This window comes from Pseudomonas germanica, from assembly GCF_019614655.1.
GTDB classification, from domain to species: domain Bacteria; phylum Pseudomonadota; class Gammaproteobacteria; order Pseudomonadales; family Pseudomonadaceae; genus Aquipseudomonas; species Aquipseudomonas neuropathica.
This window is the reverse complement of sequence record NZ_CP071586.1, coordinates 1,507,615-1,521,287: the sequence shown is the minus strand read 5'-3', so window position 1 is coordinate 1,521,287 and position 13,673 is coordinate 1,507,615. Positions and strand designations below refer to the sequence as shown.

Genomic DNA, 13,673 nt, shown 5'->3' with positions numbered 1-13,673 from the left:
ATGAATTATTGGGCGCGGGCCTGGCGCTGGTAGCGCACGGCTTCAACGAAGACGTCGGAATTGGCCGGATCGTCGAGGTAAGCAAAGACCTTGTCGAGATTACTGTCGACTTGCACGCCGTCGCCATCGTCGGCCTGGAAGGCCTGACCGTCGAGGGCTTTTTGTTTGATCGCCTGGTTGATCTGCTCGAGATCGAGGTTGTAGACCACCAGTTCGTGTTTGTCGGTGAGTTCGAAGCCGGCGATGGTGAAGTGGCCACCGTACTGCGCCGGGACTTTCGCCGACAGATACCAGCGGTTGCCATGGCGCGACACGGTGAAGGGATAGGCTTCGCGTTCGCGGGGTTTGGCCTTGAAGTAAGTGACAGCCTGATAGCGGTCGTTGCCCAGGCGCGTCAACTCAAGGTTCATCGGCTCGCCCCAGGCGTTGGTGCTCGACCATTTGCCGAGCAGGCCCTTGGGCGCCGGGTCACTGGCGGTCAGCGGCTCCTTGAAAGTCACCAGACAGCCACTGAGCAGCAGGAACGACAAGGCGATCAGCACGCCACGCCAGGCTTTCATTCAATACTCCCTATGAACATTGGCCGCCCTCATGGTGATCGATCGTTCCCACGCTCTGCGTGGGAATGTATCCACTGACGCTCTGCGTCATGTCGACGAAGGGACGCGGAGCGTCCCCTGCGGCATTCCCACGCAGAGCATGGGAACGATCTTGTGGTCAGACCGACGCAAGCACCAGGTGCATATAGCGCGTCAGAATGCCGAGCATGTCCTCTTCGGCCAAAGGCTCGGCGTCGTTGAGCAGGCCCTGATATTCCATCCGACCGATAATCGCCGTCAACACCTTGGCATCCTGTTGCGGTTCACGCGAGCCCAATACCTGGAACAACTGGCAGGTGCCCTGCAACAGAATCTGCTGATGCGAGCGCACCAGAATCGCCAGACGCGGGTTGAGCAGCGCTTCCTGACGGAACGCCTGCTCGGCCATCAAATGCTCACGACGGTTAACCAACTGACGATGCACGTAATCGGCCATCAACCGTGCAATGTCATCGGCTAGTTGCGAGCGCGATTCGGGGCTGCCGTCACCGCTGACGACCATGTCACGCAGCAGACCTTCATTGTTGACCCATAGCTTGGCCATGTACGCCGCGCTGCGTTCAACGTATTGAGCGAAGGTATCGGTGAGCAGGTCATCGATATCCTTGAAGTAATAGGTGGTCGCCGACAGCGGCACTCCAGCCTCGGCCGCCACCGCACGATGGCGCACGGCACGCACACCATCACGCACGACAATGCGCATCGCCGCGTCGAGAATGTCCTGGCGACGCTGCTCACTGCCCTGTCGGCTGGCCTTGCGACCCTGGTACTGAACGCTTTCAGCGACCGCAGTGGCGATACCCGCTGCACCTTCTTGAGCTATTGCACCCATCACGACAGAACTTCCTCTGCTATTGCAAAATTAACCAATTGATACATTTGTACCAGACAGGCAATAAAAAGCCGCCTGTTTTAGGCGGCTTTTTAACTGAAACGTTTACGCTTGCGGTCGCATGTGCGGGAACAGGATCACATCGCGAATCGACGGCGAGTTGGTCAGCAACATCACCAGACGGTCGATACCGATACCTTCACCGGCCGTTGGCGGCATGCCGTACTCCAGCGCACGCACGAAGTCGGCGTCGTAGTGCATGGCTTCATCGTCGCCGGCGTCCTTGTCGGCCACCTGCGCCATGAAGCGCTCGGCCTGGTCTTCCGCGTCGTTCAACTCGGAGTAGGCGTTGGCGATTTCACGGCCGCCAATGAACAGCTCGAAGCGGTCGGTGACGTTCGGGTTGTCGTCGTTGCGACGGGCCAGTGGCGACACTTCGAACGGGTACTGGGTAATGAAGTGCGGCTGTTCCAGCTTGTGCTCGACCAGTTCTTCGAAAATCATCACCTGCAGTTTGCCCAGACCTTCGAAGCCCAGCACCTTGGCGCCGGCCTTCTTGGCGATGGCGCGCGCCTTGTCGATGTCGTTCAGATCATCGGCGGTCAGCTCAGGGTTGTACTTGAGGATCGAGTCGAACACCGACAGGCGTACGAACGGCTCGCCGAAGTGGAACACCTTGTCGCCGTACGGCACGTCGGTGCTACCCAGTACCAACTGCGCCAGTTCGCGGAACAGTTCTTCGGTCAGGTCCATGTTGTCTTCGTAGTCGGCGTACGCCTGGTAGAACTCCAACATGGTGAATTCCGGGTTGTGACGAGTCGAAACGCCTTCGTTACGGAAGTTGCGGTTGATCTCGAACACTTTCTCGAAACCACCGACCACCAGACGCTTCAGGTACAGCTCCGGGGCGATACGCAGGAACATTTCCATGTCCAGCGCGTTGTGGTGGGTTTCGAACGGCTTGGCCGCAGCGCCGCCCGGAATGGTCTGCAGCATCGGCGTTTCGACTTCGAGGAAGTCGCGCTTCATCAGGAAGCTACGGATGTGCGCGATCACTTGCGAACGTACGCGGAAGGTCTGACGCACTTCGTCGTTGACGATCAGGTCAACGTAGCGCTGGCGGTAGCGCTGTTCGGTGTCGGTCAGGCCGTGGTGCTTGTCCGGCAGCGGACGCAGCGATTTGGTCAGTAGACGCACGCTGGTCATTTCAACGTACAGGTCACCCTTGCCGGAACGCGCCAGGGTGCCTTCGGCGGCAATGATGTCGCCCATGTCCCAGGTTTTCACCGCGGCCAGGGTGTCTTCCGACAGGGTTTTACGGTTGACGTAGACCTGAATGCGACCGGTCATGTCCTGGATCACCATGAACGAGCCACGGTTGAGCATGATGCGACCGGCAACCTTGACCGGGATTGCAGCCTCTGCGAGCTCTTCCTTGGTCTTGTCCGCGTACTGTTTCTGCAGTGCGTCGCAGTAGTTTTCGCGGCGGAAGTCGTTCGGGAAGGCGTTGCCCTTGGCGCGCTCGGCAGCCAGCTTTTCCTTGCGCAGGGCGATCAGGGAGTTTTCTTCCTGTTGCAGGGCTTGCGGGTCGAGTTGTTGGTCGCTCATGTCTTTAGATATTCCATCAGGTTCGTTGCCCCCGGGCCTTGCGGCCCGGGGATCGCCAGCAGGGCTGGCTCCTACAGGGATCGTACTGAATCAGCCGATGCTGTATTGCGTCTTTTACAGGCCCGATTTCAGGCTGGCATACAGATATTCGTCGATATCGCCGTCGAGTACCTTGTCGCAGTCGCTGCGTTCGATGTTGGTGCGCAGATCCTTGATCCGCGACGCATCGAGCACGTACGAGCGAATCTGGTGACCCCAGCCGATGTCCGACTTGGTGTCTTCCAGCGCTTGCGACGCGGCGTTGCGTTTCTGCATTTCCTGCTCGTACAACTTGGCCCGCAGCATTTTCATGGCGGTGTCCTTGTTGGCGTGCTGGGAACGTTCGTTCTGGCAGCTGACCACGGTGTTGGTCGGTACGTGAGTGATACGTACGGCCGAGTCGGTGGTGTTTACGTGCTGACCACCGGCACCGGAAGAACGATAGGTGTCGATCCGCAGGTCTGCCGGGTTGATTTCGATTTCCACCTTGTCATCGATCTCTGGCGAGACGAAAACCGCGGAGAACGAGGTGTGACGACGGTTGCCGGAGTCGAACGGGCTCTTGCGCACCAGACGGTGTACGCCGATCTCGGTACGCAGCCAGCCAAAGGCGTATTCGCCCTTGATGTGCACGGTCGCGCCTTTGATACCGGCGACTTCACCGGCCGACAGTTCCATGATGGTCGCGTCGAAACCGCGTTTATCCGCCCAGCGCAGGTACATGCGCAGCAGGATGTTGGCCCAGTCCTGGGCTTCGGTGCCGCCGGAACCGGCCTGGATGTCCAGGTACGCGTTGTTCGGGTCCATTTCATGGCTGAACATGCGGCGGAATTCCAGCTTGGCCAGATTTTCCTCGAGACGGGCCAGTTCGGCGACGACATCGCCCACTGCGCCTTCGTCGTTTTCTTCGACGGCCATGTCCAGCAGGTCACGGCAATCGGCCAGACCGCCGTTCAGTTCATCGAGGGTATCGACGATCTGCGCCAGCGCAGCGCGCTCGCGGCCCAGTTCCTGGGCGTATTCAGGTTTGTTCCAGACGCTCGGATCTTCAAGCTCGCGATTGACTTCGGTCAGACGCTCATGCTTTTGATCGTAGTCAAAGATACCCCCGAATAGTTTCGGAGCGCTCGGACAGGTCCTTGATGGTGTTCAGGATCGGGTTGATTTCCATGACGGGCAGCACTCGTTGGCGAACTTTTGAAAGCCGGCGAGTATAACGTAATCAGGCTGTGACGGCAGCCCGTCTGGCGGGTGTGGGGATCATTAAAGCCTTTGCCCTCACCCTAACCCTCTCCCAGAGGTAGAGGGGACTGATTGGGGGATGTTCGGGAGGTACACCGACGTGAAAGGTCTTTGCCGAATCCATGATCGCCAAGGATTTCAGGCGGAAATTGGCGCATGGGCCTGCCCCTCACCCTAGCCCTCTCCCGGAGGGAGAGGGGACTGATTGGGGGATGTTCGGGAGGTACACCGACGTGAAAGGTCTTTGCCGAATCCATGATCGCCAAGGATTTCAGGCGGAAATGGGCGCATGGGCCTGCCCCTCACCCTAGCCCTCTCCCGGAGGGAGAGGGGACTGATTGGGGGATATTCGGGAGGTACGCCGACGTGAAAGGGCTTTGCCGAATCCATGATCGCCAAGGATTTCAAGCGGAAATTGGCGCATGAGCCTGCCCCTCACCCTAGCCCTCTCCCGGAGGGAGAGGGGACTGATTGGGGGGTGTTCGGGAGATACGCCGACGTGAAAGGGCTTAGCTGAATCCGGAACTGCCAAGCTTGAAGATCCATAATCGACTCGTTCGATCAGGTCGATGTACAGCGCCAGACACCTCCGTCGGCCCCCTCTCCCTCGGGGAGAGGGCTGGGGTGAGGGGAAAGCCGTTACTCGATCCCAACCTGATTACGCCCACTGTTCTTCGCCAGGTACAACCCACGATCCGCCGCCGAAATCAGCAACCGACAATCACTACCCGCCTGCGGCACCATGGTCGCCAGGCCAATACTGATGGTCAGGCTCGCCCCTTCCGCCGGGGTGTTGTGCGGGATTTTCAAGGATGCCACGGTCTGGCGCAGTTTCTCCGCGACCAGCCGCGCGCCGCCCGGCGAGGTGTTCGGCAGCACCAGCACAAACTCCTCACCGCCATAACGCGCCGGCAAATCCGACGGTCGTGCGCTGGCCTCGCGGATCGCCGTAGCGACCTTGCGTAACGCTTCGTCGCCTTCAACGTGACCAAAGCTGTCGTTGTAGGACTTGAAGTAATCGACGTCGATCATCAACAGCGACAATTGAGTCTGATCCCGCAGCGAGCGGCGCCACTCCAGTTCCAGGTACTCGTCGAAGTGGCGGCGGTTGGACAGCCCGGTCAGGCCGTCGGAGTTCATCAGCCGTTGCAGCACCAGATTGGTGTCGAGCAATTGCTGCTGGCTGACCCGCAGCGCGCGGTACGCGGCATCCCGCTGCAGCAAGGTCATGTACGAGCGCGAGTGATAGCGGATGCGCGCCACCAGTTCGATGGTATCCGGCAGTTTCACCAGATAATCGTTGGCCCCGGCCGAAAACGCCGCGCTCTTGATCAGCGGGTCTTCCTTGGTCGACAGAACGATGATCGGGATGTCTTTGGTCGCCGGGTGATTGCGGTATTCGCGCACCAGGCTCAGGCCATCGAGGCCGGGCATCACCAGGTCCTGGAGAATCACCGTCGGTTTGATCCGCACCGCCTGGGCAATGGCCTGCTGCGGGTCGGAGCAGAAGTGGAAGTCGATGTTTTCTTGATTCGACAGCCCACGGCGCACCGCTTCGCCGATCATCGCTTGATCGTCCACCAACAACACCATGGCGGCGTTTTCGTCGGTTTTAATGTCGTCGATCTGTAAGTCATTCATGGGCGGTCACCTGAGTACTGCGGGGGCCAGGATTGCGGATAAACCTGTTCATTTGGGAAAAACCTCCAGCAATCGTGGCGCTATCTTTTCCAGTGCACGGATTTCAACCGCGGCATCAATCGCCGCGGCGGCTTTGGGCATGCCGTACACCGCACTGCTTTGCTGATCCTGCGCGATGGTCAGGTAACCCTGCTGGCGCATGAGCTTAAGCCCTTGCGCGCCGTCGCGTCCCATCCCGGTCAATAAAACCCCGATCGCGTCGCCATTCCAATAACTGGCGACACTGTCGAAAAACACATCGATCGAGGGGCGGTAGATCTCGTTGACCGGCTCGGCGGTGTAGGCCAGCGTGCCGTTTTTCAATAAGCGAATATGGTGATTGGTGCCGGCCAGCAGCACCGCGCCGGCCTGCGGCGGTTCGCCCTCGCGGGCCAGGCGCACATCGAGGCCGCTGGCGCTGGCCAGCCATTCGGCCATGCCGGCGGCGAACACCTGATCGACGTGCTGCACCAGCACAATTGCCGCCGAGAAGTCACGGGGCAGGCCTTTGAGCAAGACTTCCAGCGCTGCCGGGCCGCCCGCAGACGATCCGATCGCCACCAGCCGCTTGCACGAAGCGGAGCTGCGCTGGGGTGTAGGCGCCGGGCGTGAGCGTTGCGGCTTGTCGCCGATCAGCCAGCCAATATTGAGGATTTTACGCAGCAACGGCGCCGCCGCTTCCTGCGCATTGCCGGCGCCGAGAGCCGGGGTATCGACCACGTCCAGCGCGCCGTGCCCCATGGCTTCGAAGACCCGGTGCACGTTCTGCTGGCGATCGACCGTCACAATGACGATCGCGCACGGGGTTTCGGCCATGATCCGGCGCGTGGCTTCGACGCCGTCCATCACCGGCATGATCAGGTCCATCAGGATCAGGTCCGGAGTATTTTCAGCGCACAGTTGCACTGCCTCGGCACCGTTGCGGGCGACCCAGACCACCTGATGCGCCGGCTCGAAGGCCAGCGCCCGGCGCAGGGCCTCCACCGCCATGGGCATGTCGTTGACGATGGCGATCTTCATGCCCGCGCTCCTCCAATAAGCTCGACCACTGCGTCGAGCAGGGCGTCGTCATGAAAACTGGCTTTGGCTAAATAATAGTCGGCGCCGGCATCGAGGCCACGGCGGCGGTCCTCTTCCCGATCCTTGTATGACACAACCATCACCGGCAGCGATTGCAGGCGGTTGTCGCGGCGCAGCAGGGTGACCAGCTCGATGCCGTCCATGCGCGGCATGTCGATGTCGGTGATCAGCAAATCGAAGTCCTCCGAACGCAGCGCGTTCCAACCGTCCATGCCGTCCACCGCCACCGCGACGTCGTAGCCGCGATTGAGCAGCAGTTTGCGTTGCAGTTCGCGCACGGTCAGCGAGTCGTCGACCACCAACACCCGCTTGCGCGCCGCCTCGGCGGCTTGATTGCCATGACGCGCGATGCGCTCAAGGCGCCCGGTATTGAGCAGTTTGTCCACCGAGCGCAGCATGTCTTCGACGTCGACGATCAACACCACCGAACCGTCGTCAAGCAAAGCGCCGGCGGAGATGTCCTGCACTTTGCCCAGACGCTCATCGAGTGGTAAGACCACCAGCGTGCGCTCGCCAATGAAGCGCTCCACGGCAACGCCATAAACCACATCACGCTCGCGGATCACCACGACTTTAAGGGTTTCGCCGGTGTTCTGGCTGGCCGGGCGGTTGAGCAACTGGCTGGCCGCAACCAGCCCGACGTGCTGGCCTTCGTGCCAGAAATGCTGACGGCCTTCGACCTGCACGATGTCCTCCGGCGCCAGATCGCACATGCGTTCGATGTGCGCCAGTGGGAAGGCGTAGGCCTCTTCGCCAACTTCCACCACCAGACTGCGTACCACCGACAAGGTCAGCGGTACCTCCAGATGAAAGCGACTGCCCTCGCCCGCCGTCTGCTCCAGCACCACCGCACCGCGCAACTGGCGAACCATGTGTTGAACAGCATCGAGGCCGACGCCCCGCCCGGACACTTCGGTGACCGTGTCGCGCAGGCTGAAACCGGGGAGAAACAGGAACGTCAGCAGTTCTTCCTCGCTCAACTGCGCCGCCGTTTCCGCTGGGGATAGCTGCCGCTCGACAATGCTGCGGCGGACCTTTTCCAGATCGACGCCATTGCCGTCATCGCTCAATTCCAGCACCAGCAGGCCGGCCTGATGCGAGGCGCGCAGGCGGATCAGGCCCTCTTCTGATTTGCCTTTAAGCAGACGCTGCTCAGGGGTTTCAATACCGTGATCGACGGCGTTGCGCAGCAAATGGGTGAGCGGCGCTTCGAGTTTTTCCAAGACATCGCGATCGACCTGGGTTTTCTCGCCTTCGATCTCCAGCCGCACCTGCTTGCCGAGGCTGCGGCCCAGATCGCGGACCATGCGCACCTGACCGGTCAGCACGTCCGCAAAGGGCCGCATGCGGCAGGCTAACGCCGTGTCATAGAGCACTTGTGCGCGCTGGCTGGCCTGCCAGGCGAACTCGTCGAGTTCGGCGTTTTTCTCGCTCAGCAATTGCTGGGATTCGGCGAGCAAACGCCGCGCGTCTTCCAAGGCTTCGAGCGCTTCAAGGCTCAGCGCGTGTTCCTTGAGGTGCACGTTGAGATTTTCCAGCGCACGCAAGCCGTTGTTCTGCATGCGTTTGAGGCGCTGCATGGTGGCCAGATGCGGTTTGAGGCGCTGGGTTTCCACCAGCGACTTGCTCGATAGATCGAGCAAACTGTTCAGCCGTTCAGCGGTGACCCGCAGCACCCGCTCGCCACCTTCGGTGGTGCGTTTGCTTTTGCGTGGCGCCGATTCAGAGGTTTCGACCGGGGCTTCGATGATCGGCGCTGGCGTCAGTTCAAATACGGGCGGCGCTTCAAGTTGCAACTCGGCCATCGGCGGCGCAACGAACGCTGCCAGCGGCGTCGACGGATCGAGCAAACCCGCCATCAACGCCACATAAGTTTCAATATCGCTCGGCTGCGGCGCATTGGCCGGTGTAGCGATGCGCATCAGCAAATCGGTGCCCTGCAACAGCGCATCGATATGTTCGGGCCGCAGCAACAAGCGCCCTTCCTGCGCGCTGACCAGGCAATCTTCCATGACATGGGCGACGCTGACGCCGCTGTCGATGCCAACAATTCGCGCCGCGCCTTTGAGCGAATGCGCCGCGCGCATGCACGATTCCAGTTGATCGGCCTGGGTCGGGTTGCGCTCCAGGGCCAGCAATCCGGCGCTGAGCACTTGGGTCTGGGCTTCGGCTTCGAGGCTGAACAGCTCAAGCAGCGAGGCGTCGCGCATTTGCTCAGGGGTCATGTGAGGCTCCGGGTCACGGCGGACAGCAGCTGTTCTTCATCCAGCCAACGCAGGCTACGACCGCGATACTGCAGAACACCACGGGTGTATTTGGCACTGGCTTGCACGCCGGACTGCGAGGCGGCATCAAGAATGCGCTCGTCGATGGCATGAATACCGTCGACCTCATCCACCGGCACCACCACCGGCCCGCCATGGGCGGCGATGATCAGCATGCGCGGCATGATGCGCGCGCCGGTGGCTGGCGCGGCGTTGCCATCCAGATCGAGCAATTCAACCAGCGACAGGCACGCCACCAACGCGCCGCGCACATTGGCCACACCGAGCAATGCGCGTGAGCGCTGGTGCGGCAACGAGTGAATCGCCTGCAGTGGCGCGACTTCGACGAGACTGCGCGTCGCCAGCCCCAGCCATTCTTCACCGAGCCGGAACATCAGTAGCGAGCGGGTTTTCACGTCGCTTTCCACAGCGATCGCCACCGGGTCGCGTTCGTCCTGCTGCAACGCATAACGGTCGAGCAGGCGCGTGGCGGCGGCGGAATACACCGAACAATTGCGGCAATGAATGTGGTCGTCGAGCAGCGGACAGGACTTGTCGCCATGAATGCCGATGCGGTTCCAGCAATCGTCGATGGCCCGGGCGTCTTCGTGGGTGACGTTCAAGGTGTCGGACGGGATCATCGTTTACGCTCACTGTCGGCAGTGCGGCCGCTGCGAGCGGCGCGTTCCTGCAATCGTCTGGCACCCGTTGTATCGCCCTGAGCCTGCAGCAGCGCGGCCAGGTGCATCAACGCTTCGGGATGTTGCGGTTCGAGGTACAACGCTTTGCGGTAGAAACCCTGAGCTTCGAGGGTCAGGCCGGCGACATCGCTGAGCAAGCCGAGCCAGTAAAACACCTGGGCCACCGGTTCGTGGCTGCGCAAATACTGTTCGCAGGCAGCGCGGGCCTCGGCACTTTTGCCTTCGTTGGCCAATGCAGCGATGTTGGCCAGCAGGGTCGCCGCGTCCGGGTTGGCACTTTTGCTGGCGGTCGGCAGTGGCGTTACGGCGGCAAACGGTCGAGTGCGCACCGGTGCTGGCTGCGTGCTGCGAGGCGGTTGGCTGACCGGCACCACGATGGGCTTGGGCGTTGGCAACGGCTCGGGGTGCGGATCGCTATGGCGACTGAACGCGAAGGATTGCGGGATACCGATCGAACGCATGCCCAAACGTCCGAGCAAACTGCCCTCGGCCGGGCCGATAAACAGCACGCCATCGAAATGCGTCAGGCGCTTGAGCACCTCGAACACCAGTTTTTGCGTCGGCTGATCGAAATAGATCAGCAGATTGCGGCAGAACACGAAATCGAACGCCGGCTCGCTGACCAGCAGCGTCGGATCGAGCACATTGCCGACCTGCAAACGCACCTGCTCACGCACGTCGTCATTGACCCGATGGCCGTCCTGCTCAGGCGTGAAGTGCCGTTCGCGAAAGTCCAGTTCCTGGCCGCGAAACGAATTCTTGCCGTACACCGCGCGCCGGGCCTTCTCCACCGACAGCGGGCTGACGTCCATGCCATCGACCTTGAACTGATGCGGTTTGAGCCCGGCATCGAGCAAGGCCATGGCAATCGAATAGGGTTCTTCGCCGGTGGAACATGGCAGGCTGAGGATGCGCAGCGCACGCATGTTATTCAGCTCGGCGAGGCGATTGCGCGCCAGCTTGCCCAGCGTGGCAAACGATTCCGGGTAACGGAAAAACCACGTTTCCGGAACGATCACCGCTTCGATCAGCGCCTGTTGTTCGTCTCGCGAGCCTTGCAGCAGTTGCCAATACTCATCGGCATGCGCCGCTTGCGAGAGTGTCGTGCGCTGGCGTACGGCGCGTTCGATGATCGCCGGCCCTACCGACGTCACATCGAGGCCGATGCGTTCCTTGAGAAAGTCGAAAAAACGCTGATCGCTGCTCATGCCTGCGCCTCAAGCTGCGCCGGACTCAGCGGCGGATCGGGGAACAGCAAAGTACGCACGGCGTCATCGAGCAAGTCATTGACCCGTACCCATTGCACCAATCCCTGGGCATCTTCACGCACCGGGCCGAGGTAAGGCGCCGCGCGGTTGTCGAGGCCGTAAGGCTGAAACTCTTGCGGATGGCAACGCAGGGTGTCGGTGGCCTGTTCGAGAATCAACCCGAGCCATTGCGCGGGTTGCGCTTCATCCGGCCGATAATTGACCAATACCAGACGGGTGCTGGTGCGCGCCTCGGCGGTATGGCCGAAGGTCAGCGCACTGAGGTCGATCACCGGCACCACCGCACCGCGATAGGCAAATACGCCAGCAACCCACTGCGGCGCCCGGGCGATTGGCTTGAGCGGCAGGCGCGGCAGCACTTCCGCCACTTCGGTGGCGCGCAAGGCGTAGCGCTCGCTGCCGATGCGAAACAGCAGGAACAACGCCGGCTTCGCCACCTGCGCGGCGCTGCGTTTGGCGATGATTTCGCTCATCAGACTTTGAATCGCGAAACGCCGCTGCGCAGCCCGACGGCTACCTGGCTCAGTTCGTCGATGGCGAAACTGGCCTGACGCAACGACTCGACGGTCTGGCTGCTGGCGTCGCCCAACTGCACCAGCGCGTGGTTGATCTGCTCGGCACCGGTGGCCTGAGCCTGCATGCCTTCGTTGACCATCAACACCCGCGGCGCCAGCGCCTGCACCTGATGGATGATCTGCGACAGCTGCTCGCCGACCTGCTGCACCTCGGACATGCCACGGCGCACTTCTTCGGAGAACTTGTCCATGCCCATCACCCCGGCTGATACCGCCGACTGGATTTCGCGCACCATCTGTTCGATGTCGTAAGTGGCGACAGCGGTCTGATCCGCCAGGCGTCGCACTTCGGTGGCGACCACGGCAAAACCGCGGCCGTACTCACCGGCCTTCTCGGCTTCAATCGCCGCGTTGAGCGACAACAGGTTGGTCTGGTCGGCAACCTTGACGATAGTCACCACCACCTGATTGATGTTGCCGGCCTTCTCATTGAGGATCGCCAGTTTGGCGTTGACCAGATCGGCCGCACCCATCACCGAGTGCATGGTGTCTTCCATTCGCGCCAGGCCTTGCTGGCCGGAGCCGGCAAGCACCGAGGCCTGATCGGCGGCGGTGGACACTTCGGTCATGGTGCGTACCAGATCGCGCGAGGTAGCGGCGATCTCGCGCGAAGTCGCGCCGATCTCGGTGGTGGTCGCGGCGGTTTCGGTGGCGGTGGCTTGTTGTTGCTTGGAGGTGGCAGCGATTTCGGTCACCGAGGTGGTGACTTGCACCGACGAACGTTGCGCCTGGGATACCAGCGCAGTCAGCTCGGTCATCATGTCGTTGAAGCCGGTTTCGACGGCGCCGAACTCGTCCTTGCGGTCGAGATTGAGGCGCGAACTGAGGTCCCCGGTGCGCATGATTTCGAGAATCTGCACAATGCGGCTCATCGGCGCCATGATCGCGCGCATCAGCAACAGACCGCACAGGCCGGCGGCCAGGACGGCGACCAGCAGTGAAATGAACATGCTGACTTTGGCAGCCGCCACGGCATCGTCGATATTGTTCATGGCCTGATCGGCGACTCTCTTGTTCTCGCCGATGATGTCGTTGAGCTTCATGCGCCCGGAATACCAGGCTGGCGTCAGCTTTTCGTGGAACATCCTGACCGCGTCCGCTTCCAGGTTGCGCTTGTGCAGGTCCAGCACGGCATCCTGAATCTGGAGGTAGGCGTCGTGGTACTTCTCGAACGCGGCAAACTCGACACGATCCTCCTCGGTTGCCATGGTCTTGCGATAGTTCCCCATCTGCTCCTGCAAACGCGCCTCGAAAGCCTTGTAGTCGGCCGCGTCCTCGCTGGAAACCCCCTGACCTTCCTTGAGTCCGAGCAGTTCTTGCGTCTGCATGTAACTGTCGACCCAGGCGCCACGGATCATCGAGCTGTAATAGACGCCGGGAATCGCGTCATCACGCACGCTGTTTTCACTGGCCTCGATCTTCAACAGTCGCGAATACGAAACGACGACCATCAGCAACATGATGGCGATAATCACCGCAAAGCTCGCCAAAATGCGTTGGCGCAACGTCCAGTTCTTCACAGTGATTCCTCGTGCCTAGTCGAAATGCGGGGAGTATAGCCGAGGGCGGTGTTTCATTTATAAGACGCTTTGTAACCCTCGGGCCTGTCCGCCTTGGTCGCGGGAGGGCTCTGGGCTGGGACTGTCCGACAATTGCGGGTGGGCGTGCCAGTGGGGTAATGGCAAAAAGAGGCGATAGATCGGCCATGGCGTATGCAGTGAGGCTGAAACATCATCGCGAGAAGGCTCCGTGCACGCCGGAATAACCTGTGGGAGCGAGCCTGCT

11 protein-coding genes are annotated in these 13,673 nt (G+C 61.1%); all 11 read right to left on the bottom strand.

The features are described from left to right. Positions 1-5: 5 nt before the first annotated feature. Entirely contained in the window at positions 6-560 is a 555-nt protein-coding gene (locus J0G10_RS06590) for a hypothetical protein (protein ID WP_220558125.1), read from the bottom strand. Between the two features lie 157 nt (positions 561-717). Further along, positions 718-1,431, bottom strand: coding sequence for a TetR/AcrR family transcriptional regulator (locus J0G10_RS06585; protein ID WP_095050372.1), 714 nt, complete (start codon positions 1,429-1,431; stop codon positions 718-720). A gap of 105 nt (positions 1,432-1,536) precedes the next feature. After that, the gene (gene lysS / locus J0G10_RS06580) at positions 1,537-3,039 is read right to left on the bottom strand and encodes a lysine--tRNA ligase (RefSeq protein WP_095126473.1); all 1,503 of its coding nucleotides are present in this window, start codon (positions 3,037-3,039) and stop codon (positions 1,537-1,539) included. 114 nt (positions 3,040-3,153) lie between these two features. After that, positions 3,154-4,249, bottom strand: a protein-coding gene (gene prfB / locus J0G10_RS06575) for a peptide chain release factor 2 (RefSeq protein ID WP_102900567.1) whose coding sequence is annotated in 2 segments (ribosomal slippage) — positions 3,154-4,176 and positions 4,178-4,249 — 1,095 coding nt in all. Because the reading frame shifts where the segments join, the coding sequence is not laid out codon by codon here. A gap of 710 nt (positions 4,250-4,959) precedes the next feature. After that, on the bottom strand, positions 4,960-5,961 hold the full coding sequence (locus tag J0G10_RS06570; protein ID WP_095050370.1) for a response regulator: 1,002 nt from the start codon (positions 5,959-5,961) through the stop codon (positions 4,960-4,962). Positions 5,962-6,009: 48 nt separating this feature from the next. Beyond that, positions 6,010-7,020 (bottom strand): chemotaxis response regulator protein-glutamate methylesterase, encoded by a 1,011-nt coding sequence (gene cheB, locus J0G10_RS06565; RefSeq protein WP_095050369.1) that lies wholly within the window; start codon positions 7,018-7,020, stop codon positions 6,010-6,012. Then, positions 7,017-9,305 (bottom strand): hybrid sensor histidine kinase/response regulator, encoded by a 2,289-nt coding sequence (locus tag J0G10_RS06560; RefSeq protein WP_220558123.1) that lies wholly within the window; start codon positions 9,303-9,305, stop codon positions 7,017-7,019. Before J0G10_RS06560 ends, cheB begins: the two co-directional genes overlap by 4 nt. Further along, positions 9,302-9,985 carry a chemotaxis protein CheW gene (locus J0G10_RS06555; protein WP_095050367.1) on the bottom strand — a complete coding sequence of 228 codons (684 nt, stop codon included), beginning with the start codon at positions 9,983-9,985 and terminating at the stop codon, positions 9,302-9,304. Before J0G10_RS06555 ends, J0G10_RS06560 begins: the two co-directional genes overlap by 4 nt. Further along, complete coding sequence (locus J0G10_RS06550; protein ID WP_220558113.1) at positions 9,982-11,253, bottom strand: CheR family methyltransferase; 1,272 nt, start codon at positions 11,251-11,253, stop codon at positions 9,982-9,984. The genes J0G10_RS06555 and J0G10_RS06550 overlap by 4 nt, the downstream gene beginning before the upstream one ends. Next, positions 11,250-11,786, bottom strand: a complete 537-nt coding sequence (locus tag J0G10_RS06545) for a chemotaxis protein CheW (RefSeq protein ID WP_095050365.1) — start codon at positions 11,784-11,786, stop codon at positions 11,250-11,252. Before J0G10_RS06545 ends, J0G10_RS06550 begins: the two co-directional genes overlap by 4 nt. Beyond that, entirely contained in the window at positions 11,786-13,408 is a 1,623-nt protein-coding gene (locus J0G10_RS06540) for a methyl-accepting chemotaxis protein (protein WP_095050364.1), read from the bottom strand. Before J0G10_RS06540 ends, J0G10_RS06545 begins: the two co-directional genes overlap by 1 nt. Positions 13,409-13,673 lie beyond the last annotated feature (265 nt).

What these genes read in the sequence shown, in the direction of transcription:
- J0G10_RS06570 (WP_095050370.1), bottom strand. Translation starts at nt 5,961, where the DNA reads ATGAATGACTTACAGATCGACGACATTAAAACCGACGAAAACGCCGCC.
- J0G10_RS06550 (WP_220558113.1), bottom strand. Translation starts at nt 11,253, where the DNA reads ATGAGCAGCGATCAGCGTTTTTTCGACTTTCTCAAGGAACGCATCGGC.
- J0G10_RS06555 (WP_095050367.1), bottom strand. Translation starts at nt 9,985, where the DNA reads ATGATCCCGTCCGACACCTTGAACGTCACCCACGAAGACGCCCGGGCC.
- cheB (WP_095050369.1), bottom strand. Translation starts at nt 7,020, where the DNA reads ATGAAGATCGCCATCGTCAACGACATGCCCATGGCGGTGGAGGCCCTG.
- J0G10_RS06585 (WP_095050372.1), bottom strand. Translation starts at nt 1,431, where the DNA reads ATGGGTGCAATAGCTCAAGAAGGTGCAGCGGGTATCGCCACTGCGGTC.
- J0G10_RS06545 (WP_095050365.1), bottom strand. Translation starts at nt 11,786, where the DNA reads ATGAGCGAAATCATCGCCAAACGCAGCGCCGCGCAGGTGGCGAAGCCG.
- J0G10_RS06590 (WP_220558125.1), bottom strand. Translation starts at nt 560, where the DNA reads ATGAAAGCCTGGCGTGGCGTGCTGATCGCCTTGTCGTTCCTGCTGCTC.
- J0G10_RS06560 (WP_220558123.1), bottom strand. Translation starts at nt 9,305, where the DNA reads ATGACCCCTGAGCAAATGCGCGACGCCTCGCTGCTTGAGCTGTTCAGC.
- lysS (WP_095126473.1), bottom strand. Translation starts at nt 3,039, where the DNA reads ATGAGCGACCAACAACTCGACCCGCAAGCCCTGCAACAGGAAGAAAAC.